We start from the raw sequence: 11,983 nt of genomic DNA, 5'->3' as shown, positions 1-11,983 counted from the left end.
ATCCACCTGTTCGATTCTTGCAGCTGACTAATTGCTATACGGCAAAAGCCTTTTTCTCGGCCATCGCGAGACTGGGCGCACTGGCCCTTATCACTCGCGTTGAACTCAAAGAGAGGCACGCCATTAATCCTGAGCCAATGGCCTGCCCGAGCAGCGGCGGGACCGCATTGCCAACCTGCGTGTACCGCGGGCACTCATGACGACGGGACGCCCCGCCCGTGGTGTATTTGCCCTTGAAACGGAACCAGTCCGGGAAAGACTGAATTCGGGCGTACTCCCGGACCGTCAGGATCCTCGGGTCTCGGTAGTGCAGGACGTCATCCGGCAGGGTAGTCAGGGTTGGCGCCGGCTTTTCGGGATGCATCGGCACCGTCCTATGCTTCAGCATTCTATGCTGCGCCCTCAACTCGGCGCTCAAGTTGACCCCTCGCGGGCAAGTTTCAAGGATCGCCTTGAAGCGCTTTTCTACATCAGGACGATGACGGGCAAGTCGCATGCTGTCCATTTCGGATGGGGTGACCCCAGAAGCCATGGCGATCTGGTAAGGCGTGTTCGGCCCCTGGTACCTGACCTGCCTGTAGCCTGCACATCGCTCGCTTCCCACGTAGTCTTCGGTGTTCTCGTGATCGGCCGGCCCAATCGCGAGATCAGAGATCGCGTCCCGAACCGTGACATGGGCGCCCTGGCCATATCGGACGAGCTGACGCTTGCCTGCCTGATTGATTGCATCGAAGATGCCCTCGAGCACGTCTGCGGGAGTCGAGCTAGCCGCGCATGCAAGCTTATCCGCGATATCCGACCGAATCCCAACGGCAATTAGTCGAGTGCGGCGCTGCGGGACGCCGAAGTCAGCCGCGTCCAAGACACGCCCCGACACCACGTAGCCGGCTATTGAAAGCGAATGCAGAAGCTTTTCGTAGTAAGTCTTGCGACTCTTCCCGTGCTCATACTTATGGGCGACGTTCATGCCGGGAACGTTCTCCAGAACTAGGGACTTCGGCTGGAGTCGCTCGACGAAATCGACGTACCGCTGGGAGAGCTGGTTACGGGGATCCTTCGCGTTTCGCTTGCCCGCGAACGAGAATCCTTGACATGGCGGACCACCCGCGATGAGGTCGACTTCACCCCGCATTTTCGACAAATGTAGACCGCGCAGTGCCAAAACGTCATCGATGGAGTGTGCGCGCTGCTCCAACCAGCTGGGCCAATCAAAGGCAAAGCGGGAGTTCTCACCAAGGAAGTTCTCCCGGAAAGTCTCGAACGCATCCGTGGCCTTCTCGATGGCGAAGAGTCCTTTCCATCCAGCCTGGCAAAGTCCCAGCGACAAACCTCCGCATCCCGAGAAGAGGTCGATGAAAGTCCGGCTCGCCGGCACTACTTCCAAGTTCATTTCTTGTGACGTCCTGCTCTTTTTATCAGCAATCTTACACGGTTGTCGACCGCACGTGTTTCGGTGTCATTACTTCGATTCGCTGAGAATTTACCTTACAAGCGCATCAAGTCGCTTCTTGGCCTTACTCCTATGATCAGTCAATCGTGCCGGGCTCTCAGGTCTGGTGGAGCCTCAGGTCTGCACAAAGGTGCGCGTAGAATCTCCCTCCGTTTCGCTTTTCCTGCGAAGCCGCCTAGCGTTGGACGAATGCAGCCAGATTGGGCAAGTCAGTTAGCGCGGATCTACCTGCTCCGTTCGCGATGTTGGTGGCATTTAATGCCGCCGATCCGACACAACGGGGCGGGAAACCCTGCTGCGGGTTCGTCTGGTGCACGTAAGCTAATATCCGCTCAGTCAACCCTACACTGTACGACCAAGACGGCCCTGACCTCATGTCCTGCATGAGTCCATTGGCACCTCCAAGGTTGGGATCAAGCCGGTCGAGTTTTGCGGCAGTCGCTTTCATGAAAACATCGGAACCAGACTGCGAATGAGAAGAATATTTCGCCAAGAACCTAATGCCCCACTGGTTGAACGCATTGATTAGCCGGCATCTTCTTTTGGGAGCGAGTCATGCAGTTCAAGAAATCTTACGAAGTTAGTTTCGCACAGGCTCAATTTCAACCGATCAAAACCCATCCATGTAACTGATCTGCGCCGAACCTGAGTGAACGGAGTTGCTCGCCCCACGCAAAAAGCCGCACTGGACAAGGCTCGCAGCGCGTCAAGGCAGCCCCGTGCTGGTTCGCCATCCTTCTCAGTTTGAAGCGGCGGTTGAAGGGGTATGCGGCCTCGGCTAGGTAACGGCCAGCGTACTTCGACTGACGGATAGCGTGATTGACGCCTTCGAGAGCTCGCTGGAGGTTGGATCGAAGCATGTTGGTCCGGCGCGCGCCATCGACTTCGGTGGCCGCGACGCCGCCGGTCTGCAGCACGGTAGGGGCGTCGCCTGCGACCTCAATGCGCCGGCAGCATCCCAATCCATCGGTGAACGCCTCAGCCTCGGGCGCAAGGCGCCGCTGCGTCGAGTCGGCCAGCGAGGCGTTGTCGGAGGCGCGCACGGGTTCGATGTCGGCGAAGGTCGGCTGTTGATGGGCGGCATCAATGCTCACTGTGATCATGAGCGGCTGCTTATTCTCGGAGCCTCGTCCGGGCCTGCCGCCATTGCGCTCGTCGCTGTGGTAGGCGTCATTGCTCTTCAGGAAACCACTGAGGCGCCTGGTTTTTCCCTGCTCATTCATGGCCTGCATGATCTTGTGCTTCAAGCGCCAAGCGGTGCGGTAGCACACGCCGAGATGACGCTTGAACTCCAGCGCCGCGAGCTTGGTCTTCGTGATGGTGAGCAGGCGAATCAGAAGCCAGGCGGTCAATGGCAGCTTGGTGGAGGCCAGCAGCGTGCCGCTCATCAGCGTGGTCTGATGCTGGCAGGCACGGCACTGGTAAGGGTGTGGCCGCCGCGACGGAAGCTCAAACGATGACGAGCTCCGAAGGCGGGGCAACGAAATCCGGCGGGCCAACGCCAGCGGTACAGTGCGGGTCGACACTTCGCCTCCGTGCCATAGAAGCCCATGAACTCGGGTAGCGACAGCCCCGGCTGAAACTGGATCATGTTCATCGCCATGGCCGTGCTCAGCGCAAGTTGGGAGCACAGCCTCGCGTGGTCGCGTCTCAGATCCTGCGAGCGGCGACGGCCTTCCGAGCGTATCTATGAACTCGCGCCGAGCCCAGAATGATCGACAAGTCGGTAGCGCGGTCCTCTCTCCCAGCCCCCTTCGGAGGGCAGGTCTCAGTTACTCAACGGGTGGCAGCCAAGTCTCTGCTCAACCGGGGACGTTCTGCTCCGGATGATGCTCCACGAGCTCTTCGACCTTGCACTTGAAGTACGTGCAGAGCCGGTCGATGACATCCGTCTGCACGTTCGATCCGTGGTGATTGGCGAGCTTCGAGAGCGTCATACGGTTCAAGCCTGTCGCCTCGGCGATCTCCTGCAAGGTGACGCGCCGGCGTTCCCGGAACTCCAGCTCGGCGATGCGCTCCTTGAGCTTGAATCTTAACATTTCCTGAATTTCGCTCATTCCGATGATCGTTTGATGTTGACAGCGATCTTCTGAGTGCTATCTTCGTCATCGAGTGATCATTTAGGTCATCACTCGATCACCCCGACGAGCACTGGAGGACCCGCATGAGCGCAACCTACCTGACCACCGAGCAGCTGGCTAGCCTGATCCACTACGACGTTCGCACGATCCGCGATCGGCTCAAGGACAGCGTGCTGCTGGAAGGTGTCCACTACATCCGCCCCTTCGGCGGCCGCAAGCTGCTTTTCATCCGCGAGACCATCGAGCGCGACATCGCCAACTTCTCGATGGGGCGCGGGCCGATCATCCCGATGGCCAACGGCGGCGTCGCCCATGGCTAAGGTCCGGGTACGGCCAGAGACAGGCACCCTGTACCTGGACTTCCAGTTCCAGGGCGTGCGCTGCCGCGAGCAGACCGCGCTTTCGGACACGCCCAGCAATCGGCGTGTGGTCGAAGCGCTGGCCAAGCGCGTGGAGCGGGAGATCACCAAGGGCAGCTTCGACTACGCGCGCTTCTTTCCGAACAGCCCGCGCGCCAAGCGCCTGACCGCGGGGGACGATTTCGACGGCGAGGTCGGAGCCAAGCCAGCCACCCCCACCTTCCGCGAGTTCTCGGAAGTGTGGGTGACGGAAAGCTCGCCGCGCTGGCGCCGTCGGTATGCCGCCTACGTGCGCACCACGCTGGATCGCATCCTGCTGCCGGCCCTCGGTGATCTGGCGCTGGACAAGATTGGTCGAGGCGAGCTGCTGGGGTTCCAGGCCCAGATCTCGAAGCGCAGTGGGCGTGGCGGCCAGACGATCTCAGCCAAGCGCATCAACAAGCTGATGATGCTCGCGAAGTCGATCCTCAACGAGGGCTGCGATCGCCATGGGCTGACGTCTGCCGCGCGCACGCTCAAGCCGCTGAAGCAGAAGCGGACCGAAGTGATGCCCTTCACGCTGGAGGAAGTCCAGCTCCTGATCGCCCGGGTGCGGGAGGACTATCGCCCTTACCTGACGGTGCGGCTCCTCACGGGGCTGCGCACCGGTGAGGCCGATGGCCTGCAGTGGCAGGACGTCGACTTCGAGCAAGGCTGCTTCCAGGTGGTGCGCACGCACTCTCGCGAGGGCGACGGCGAGCCAAAAACGCAGTCGTCGATCCGGACGGTGCCGATGGTGCCCCAGGTGCGCGAGGCATTTCTCAAGCAGAAAGCCAACGCGATCCCCGGCTGCGAATGGGTCTTCCACAGCCGGCAGGGCAATCCGATTGATGCGGTGAACTTCACCAACCGCATCTGGTACCCGCTGCTTCGCAATCTGGATCTCAAGGTCAGACCGCCTTACCACATGCGGCATACCGCAGCGACGCTGATGCTGGCCGCCGGAGAAAACCCGGAGTGGGTGGCGAGCATCCTCGGCCACTCGACGACGGAGATGCTGTTCCGGGTGTACTCGCGCTTCGTGCCCAACCTCACCCGGAACGACGGGATGGCCTTCGCGGGACTGATGCACGCGAAGCTCGACCCCAAAGCACCCGACGGCCTTGCGGGCTCAGCGGTCGGCACCTCTCGTACGCCACAACCGACGCAGGCCTCTGATCCCACGGCAGCGCTGCAGGCCCTGAAATCACTGACGCCCGAGCAACTCGGTGCTGTCCTGGCGCTGATCGCCAAATCCCCCTGATCGACCAAAGGATTCCTCCATGCTGGACACTTCCCTCATGTCACCCACCACGCATCGATTCGTCGGCACCTTGGAGTCCGTCGACAAGTTTGAATGCGTCTCCGGCACCCGCTTGCGCTTTCGACACAGCGCAGGAGAGCTGGTGGCGTGGTCGTGGCTACCGCTGCCGAAGCCAGGGGCCCTGGGCATGCTCAAGGGCACAGCGGTCATCCTGCCGATCAAACGCAAGGAGGCGGAAAACCTTCTGGTGTCCTTCGAGCGCGATGATTTCTCGCCAATCACGCCAATGTTCAGCGAGAAGCTCTGCCCGATCCCCGGCGTCGTTCGGCAGACAACCCAGCTGGTCGACCAGATGAAAACGGCACCATTGCGTCGCTTCGTGTCGGACGCGCTGCTGCAGCCCGTTGCACGCAAAAAGTTCTGGCGCCTTCCGGCGTCTTGGATGCACCACCACGCCTACGGCGGGGGACTTGCCCAGCACTCGCTGGAGATTGCGAAGATGGTCGCCAGCGCCGAGGGCGTCTCGGATGAAGACCGCGATCTCGGCATCGCTCTGGCGATTCTTCATGACTACGGCAAGCTCGAATACACGGCCCCCAAGGGCGACGGACTTTCGCCCAACCACCATGAGCAAACCGGGCGAAAACTTCTGGCACCCCTGCTGGATCAACTGCTGGAGGAGTCCTATGGGGTTGGAATCAAGATGCGGGAACTCCTTGGCGGTCCTCGCACCCCACGCACCTCGCCCTATCCGCTCGCGATCGGCCGAGTCGTCCATGCCTTCGATCAGCTCAGCTGCGAGGCGAACAAGCGCATGATGGAAGAGATGCTGTCGTGACAGCAGAGAATGGGGCCTACGCCCATCGACTGGCCCGACAAGCCAGCTCGATGGGCACCCCCTTCACGGAAGATACTTCCGGGCGTACTCGGCGGCAGCACGAACTGCCCACGTGATGATGGCGTGGTGCCTTTGGCGGCCTCCTTCCTTGTTCGCCAGCGGATCCCGAACACGCAGCTCTACACGGGCCGTCTTCTCCCACAGGACGTCATTCAGCTTGTCGCCTGTGAGCAGACTTTCGCCATCCGATGTTCGGCGTAGATGGGCTGGCAAGCGAACGTCTGGACCCAGCCTCCGATCAAACGCTGAGCCACACGCGTGCAGAAAAACCCGCGCAGCTGACGCCTCAAGGACATACCAGCCTGTCGCACCTGGACCACCACTAAGCAACTGTAACGCGTTGCAGGCATCCACCGGGGAGCTTGCCAACCAGCGGCGCAGCAGGCGCAAGGTCTCAGCGGCTCGCTGGAGCTGGACCTCGGACTTGGGAATTCCATCAAGCCCCTGCAGCTCAGGCTGCGCCTTCGCCCATGCGACGTCGAGCATGGGACGTGAGGTGTTCGGGTCACGGCGATACACGCATACCCGCAACCCGGCTTTGCGTGCCCGCTTCGACAGCCATTCCTGAAGCCGCTTCGTAGGCGGACGGGTCGTCTGGGATCGCCCCAGGATGCGCGCAGCCTCCGCCACCTCCTTCTGACGGAACGATGGCTGGACGTCCTAATGAACCCTGCGCAGCCGCGTCGCGCGGAGAGTGGCGTAAACCAGCAGTTCGAGTCCGTGGACATAGTGCCGGTAAGTGGTTTCGTCCGATCCATGTCCCAAGGCCATGCTGACCATGCTCCCTCGACGCGACAGGCGTCCGGCCCGCGCAAAAACTCGGTCGTGAAAGTGCTTGGCGAGTTCTTTCATTTCCAGAACCGCTTGCGGGAGCTGCGCAGCTGCACCCTCTGGAAGAGCGTCGAGCAGCGCACCGAGGACATGCCGACTGGCAAAGGCGTGTCGGAGGTGGTGGAGATGCAGCTCGCTGTCTCCGCTTTCGATGCGTAGCGCCTGAAGAGCCCGCTCTGCGGCAGGGTGTTCAGGTATCTGTCCGGCGGGATCACCCTCTCCTGCGAGGAAGAGGAAGGTCTCTTCGACAATCTCTCGGGAAACAGGCTGTCGATGTTGTTGATCATCAGCCCGGACGGCATCTGTGCGTTTTCCGGAGGCCACCGAGCCGCGCATCTCCCAGAGCGCCCTGAGGTCCTCGCGCTCTTCATCGGTCAGGAGTGACAGTGGAAGTCGACGCAGGGAGTTGCCCGTCTTCAAAGCGCGCGCAGCATTCGGACGAATCTCGAGGTCACATGTAGCATTGCCGCGCCGCGCGTCCAGCAGCGTCAGGCCCAGAATCTCGGCTCGCCGAGCGCCGAAGCGATATGCAAGGCTCAGGAAGACCCGCGCCTCTCGATTGGCACCGCTGTCCTGTTCGGATTTGAGCAGCTTCATGGCACGAGAGTAGTCGGAATCGCTGACATGCCGTGCACTGACTTCGGCCCGCCCGGCGCCTACCTTCGGAAGCTTGTACCCCTCGGGCAAGCGCTCTCCTTCCCGGATACAGAAGGCGTTGAATCGGCGCAAGAGCGCCGATACGCGCGCCTTGAGGTCAGGCGTACGGATACACCCCACCAGCTCCGCGAACGCATCGGTCAGTTCATCAGCGCCGAGTGCGTCCAGCCGTTCCGGCAGGAAGGCCACCAAGCGGCTGGCCATGATGGAGCGGAAGTAGTTCACGGTGCCGAGCCTGAGACGCTTCCTCTTACCATGGCGCGCATCCACCACGAGATTCCGAAGCCAACCCGCGACAAACCACCTGGTCGTGCCCGGCGTCTGCTGCGAGATGATCGATCCCAGTTTCTCTGCCGCAGCAGCGGAAGTGCCTTGCGGGTGCGTTGCCCTGCGGAGCGCCTTCAGAAAATCGTCCCCATCCGCCGGCTCAGAAATCGCTGCATCTGACGGCGACAGCACGGATTCCTCTGTGGCCCCCTTTCCCTCCCGGCCAAGCGCATCGGACGTCGCCTCGTCCGACCCTGACCGGTCGTAGCCCAGCATTCGAACCCAGGCTGACTCATGCCAACTCGTGGATGCCAAGCGACCACTGGCATAGGTGGCCAAGAGGGGGACGCTGTTCAACTGGATATGCGCCGAGGTTGCATCCATCAGCGCCTTGAGGTGCCCTGGAAGCTTGAGCCTTGAGGCTAGGCGCCCCCTGAGTGCTGACCACCCCTCGCGAATGCGCCGATCGAGTGCCGCCTGTCGCGCGCTCCCGGCATTCGGCAACCTCCAGCGCTTGAGCTGCCCTTTGATCAACGCCATCGCGGCAAGAGTGGCTGGATCCACGAAGATGCGGCGCTTCTGGGAAACTCCATCCAGCTCGGCATCAATGAGCATCCAGGCGTAGTGCTCGGAGAGACATACCGGCGCGCCTTCCATGAGGGATTCAAACACGGCGCGCAGGATGCTCCTGCTGCAAGCCCCCGACCGCATCACGAGCAGAGCAGCCGCCAGTCCGACCTGCTCTTGTTCCGAGGCATCTATCCACGATTGGTTGGCCAGCTCGGAATCTAGCCCCTCGATCGAATCAAGGACTGCGCCAACGTTGCGTGGCAACGGCGGCGGTCCCGCAGGGATCTCCAAGTACAAGGGGCGATCGATCTGCCCAGTCTCATGGCTCCCCAGCGCCTCGAGTCGAATCTCCAGAAGATCCATGGCACAGCACAGCAGTTCATGGCCTTCCGTAGCCTGCAGTGCCTTGACCTTCGTTCGAGACTTGCCTGAGGTCTGTTCAAGCAGATGAGCCAGCACCGAGTCGCGGATCTCGCGCACCGTGTCACTGCGGCCCTCATTTAAGTCTTCTGCCAGATCGATTCGAAGCGCGGCGAGGGCTTCTTCCAGAAGAACGGCGGCCTTCGCGTAAGCGTCGGAGTTGGTCTCCTGCATGTGCGCAGGCCTGAGCGGAAGGTCGGTCGTCACTGAAAACTCGTGTATCCGATGTCGGTCAAGATCCCTTCGATGTGGGATTCTGCAAGCAGAACCAGTCGACTAGACGGATAGGTGGAGAAGGGGTCGTGCGGGCTCAGCAGGTTGAACCAGTGCCCCATGAAGGCATCGACATCCTCAGGCGATGCCCCCCGTTGGACCAGCTCGGTGCGAATGAATCGCCGCAGCGAATACAGCTCTAGGTCAAACCCTCTATCCTGCGCGAACTCTGCGAACATCTTGGGCGAGAAGGGACCTTTCGGCTTCCCATCGCCCCCCCAGTGACAGAAAAGGCCGTGCTCGCCCGTCGGGGCATATCCCCAGCCTGCCAGAGCGCTCTGGTAAGCACCGAGCTGCCTCTTGAGCGTCGGCGCAAGCGGAACCAGCCGATTGTTGTATGAGCTACCTTTTTCGGCCAGAACCGCGAGGCCATGGGCGCGCACGAAATCAAGAATTCTTCTGGTCTCATAGGCGCGGCCAGCGACGCCAAGGTTGAAACCCAGCAGGGTGTAGAAGGTCAGGGCATTCTTCCGGTCCACGCCGGGTGCTTTTTTGAGCTTCTCCTTGGCGCTGCCGACAAGCGCCTTGACAGCCTCAAGGGTGGGAACACGACGGGCTCCGACGACCCGAGAAGGCGCTGACACGCTCGTCTTGGACTGTTCCCGCTCGTGCTCCAGGGCTTTCAGGTAGAGCTGAACCGCTGCGCCTGCGGTGACAGCAGAGTAATGCGCTGCTGATTCGGCATGCGCGACTCTGGCGTCGGCGATGAAGCGCACCAAGGCAAGATCTCCTTGGCTCTCCTCAAGCAACCTCCTAGCAAGAAGGCCGTGAATCGAACGCAGGCTGATCGTGTTGTCCCAGAGGATGCATTGCAGCCATTCGAGCGCCTTGCTGCGGATGCTCTCATCCCAGCTGAGTTCAGTCACAGGCTTGCCCCGCAGGCACTCCGAAAAGCCCAGAACATCCGGCAAGCGCAACACGGGCTCGGAGGTTCGCTCTGCCGCGACAGGCTCGGTTTCCGCCCATGCAGGCGGGTCAATGCGAAGCAGCCACGAGGGCTCGAGGTCGTTCACGAAGCTGATCGCGGGGACGTCGCGCGGCTGCTCCTCAAACACCGGCAAACTCGACCCCGCGAAATCTCGCCCTGTTGCGAGACTTGCTACCAGATACGCCCTAAGCTGCGGCGGCTCGACGGCTTTCAGCTCTGTTCGGATTCGGCTGATCTGCCATGCAGTGAGGCTCGATCGATCGAGGCTTGGTGAGCTCGAGTACCGAGCCAGAAGCTTGGCCTGCCGCTCCGCCTGAAGTCGCCGCTGGCCGGGCGCTACCTGATCATATTCAGCGCGATCTAGAATCAGGACGCCCAACTGATCCGCGGTATCCACTTCTGGCGCATCGAGTCTTTCCGCAGATTCGCTGCTGACAGCACGGCTCACTGGATCGCGGAGAATTCGAACGAGCGTGCCGCCAGCTTCCAGCTGTTCACTTGCGAGCACGAGCCCGCGCTTGCCAAGCCGCACATATCCATCCGGCCCCAGCGTCCGTTCTGCACGAGAGAATTCACGCACCCGCCGCTTCAGATAGCCGGCATTCTGCCAAACCAACTCATCCAGAAGACGGAAGCTGTCAAGCATACGAATGAAGCCCTTGATCTCGTCTTGCGGTAGATTGAGACCTGCGTCGATCAGCAGCTCCGCGTAGTCCTCGGCCTGGGCAACTCGCTCAGCCAAACGGTCGGACGGGGCGGCAAGCGAGCTCACGTGCCTTCGATACTCAGCAGCGCTCAACCGCCTCAGTGCGAGCGCTGCGGCCTCTATCCGGCCTGCAGGAAGCTTCTGTGCTCCAGGCTTTGGCAGCTTGCCGTCCTTCGCCCATTTCGCGTAACGCTCAAGAAAGTTGTCATCGCGAGCTCTGGCTTGAGCAACAAGCAGGTAGCGCGAGACGAGATCATGGAGTTCCGAATACTGGATCCGGGCCGCTTCGGCCACGGTCTCCGGCAGCTCGTGGAACTGCACTGCCCAGTAGGGACACATGCCCATGCAGTACTTGTTCAGCGGATGCCCTTCCTCCTCGGAAAAGCGCTGCATCGGCATATCAATCGGATCGTCAGGGATCCGAGGCATCGTGTCGACTAGAGCGATGGCAAGATCAACCCTGCTTACCCAGTCTTGCACCCGCTCCTCGCTTCCAGAAGCCTTCAGCAGTTCGTCGAACGCGTCGGTATCGGCCTTGAGTATTCTCCTCGTTCGGGCCAGACCATCCCTGAGGTAGCACAGGTCTGGCGGTATGCCGACCTGCACGATCACTCTGGATAGCTGCGCGCGCTCCTCGTCTCCTGAGCCCAGATCAATCAACTCGCGGTAGCGATCCAGCCTTCTGCCGCGACTCTCCCTTGTGCTGCCATCTTCCTTTTGGCTGGATTCCATCCCTACGCTCACGACTACTTTCCTGCCCCCTTGGAGACGAGTTCCGAGAGGCCTTCGTCCTTCCTCCGCCTCAGCGCAAGATCATGATCCGCCCGCAGCTTCCGAAGGAGTTCGCGCTCCGGTGGAGGCCGAACGGCAGGGACCATCAGGTCGAGAATCTCCTTCGGGAAGTCGACATAGAAGGCAGCATCCACGTCCGCCTGCACTTCCCAACATTCCACGCGGAAGGCTGGCTTCCGAGTCTGGGGCACGAGCGCACGCACAAGAGCCAGCGTGTTCGCATTGGCGACGACGCGCCTCTGCCCGTCAGTGTCGGGTCGACTGACTACGGGCGCCTGCGCTGCCAGCACGACCGACAAATAGTCGTAGGCCTGCTGCGAAGCTTTGGGAAGTCTTTCCACCCGAGGCAGGGTAAGGCCATCTGGCAAGACCAGTTTGTCCAACCGCACGCACACGCGCGGCAACTGCGTCAGCTTGGGGGCCTTGGACTCTTTCATGCCGACCTGTCACCTGAATCCTTGCTCGTGCC

The 11,983-nt window shown here is 61.2% G+C and carries 8 protein-coding genes and 1 pseudogene; 3 read left to right on the top strand and 6 right to left on the bottom strand.

Going from position 1 to position 11,983, the window contains the following annotated elements; translation table 11 throughout:
* Nucleotides 1-34: 34 nt before the first annotated feature.
* The 3 genes and pseudogenes from BLP83_RS14985 to BLP83_RS14975 all read right to left on the bottom strand — a co-directional run bounded on the left by BLP83_RS14985 (nucleotide 35) and on the right by BLP83_RS14975 (nucleotide 3,507).
* Nucleotides 35-1,390 (bottom strand): DNA cytosine methyltransferase, encoded by a 1,356-nt coding sequence (locus BLP83_RS14985; RefSeq protein WP_091244556.1) that lies wholly within the window; start codon nucleotides 1,388-1,390, stop codon nucleotides 35-37.
* Nucleotides 1,391-2,052: 662 nt separating this feature from the next.
* Nucleotides 2,053-3,053, bottom strand: a pseudogene (locus BLP83_RS14980) (IS1595 family transposase).
* Nucleotides 3,054-3,252: 199 nt separating this feature from the next.
* Complete coding sequence (locus BLP83_RS14975; protein ID WP_245680058.1) at nucleotides 3,253-3,507, bottom strand: helix-turn-helix domain-containing protein; 255 nt, start codon at nucleotides 3,505-3,507, stop codon at nucleotides 3,253-3,255.
* A gap of 107 nt (nucleotides 3,508-3,614) precedes the next feature.
* Between BLP83_RS14975 and BLP83_RS14970 the strand changes: the two genes are divergently transcribed.
* From BLP83_RS14970 to BLP83_RS14960, 3 genes are read left to right on the top strand one after another with little or no spacing between them, the layout of a single operon-like run.
* Nucleotides 3,615-3,851, top strand: a complete 237-nt coding sequence (locus BLP83_RS14970; protein WP_091244553.1) for a hypothetical protein — start codon at nucleotides 3,615-3,617, stop codon at nucleotides 3,849-3,851.
* On the top strand, nucleotides 3,844-5,172 hold the full coding sequence (locus BLP83_RS14965; RefSeq protein ID WP_091244551.1) for a site-specific integrase: 1,329 nt from the start codon (nucleotides 3,844-3,846) through the stop codon (nucleotides 5,170-5,172). The genes BLP83_RS14970 and BLP83_RS14965 overlap by 8 nt, the downstream gene beginning before the upstream one ends.
* Before the next feature lie 19 nt (nucleotides 5,173-5,191).
* Nucleotides 5,192-6,010 carry a TraI domain-containing protein gene (locus BLP83_RS14960; RefSeq protein ID WP_091244548.1) on the top strand — a complete coding sequence of 273 codons (819 nt, stop codon included), beginning with the start codon at nucleotides 5,192-5,194 and terminating at the stop codon, nucleotides 6,008-6,010.
* 720 nt (nucleotides 6,011-6,730) lie between these two features.
* Here the strand turns inward: BLP83_RS14960 and BLP83_RS14955 are convergent.
* The 3 genes from BLP83_RS14955 to BLP83_RS14945 are packed head-to-tail and all read right to left on the bottom strand — an operon-like array spanning nucleotide 6,731 to nucleotide 11,951.
* Nucleotides 6,731-8,989 (bottom strand): tyrosine-type recombinase/integrase, encoded by a 2,259-nt coding sequence (locus BLP83_RS14955; RefSeq protein ID WP_091244546.1) that lies wholly within the window; start codon nucleotides 8,987-8,989, stop codon nucleotides 6,731-6,733.
* Nucleotides 8,990-9,018: 29 nt separating this feature from the next.
* Nucleotides 9,019-11,454, bottom strand: a complete 2,436-nt coding sequence (locus tag BLP83_RS14950; RefSeq protein WP_091244543.1) for a site-specific integrase — start codon at nucleotides 11,452-11,454, stop codon at nucleotides 9,019-9,021.
* Nucleotides 11,455-11,468: 14 nt separating this feature from the next.
* A complete protein-coding gene (locus BLP83_RS14945) occupies nucleotides 11,469-11,951 on the bottom strand; it encodes a hypothetical protein (RefSeq protein WP_091244541.1) in 483 nt (160 codons plus the stop codon).
* Between the last annotated feature and the right edge of the window lie 32 nt (nucleotides 11,952-11,983).

The sequence above is a fragment of the Aquimonas voraii genome (assembly GCF_900101825.1).
GTDB lineage: Bacteria > Pseudomonadota > Gammaproteobacteria > Xanthomonadales > Xanthomonadaceae > Aquimonas > Aquimonas voraii.
This window is presented reverse-complemented; position numbering and strand designations above follow the sequence as displayed.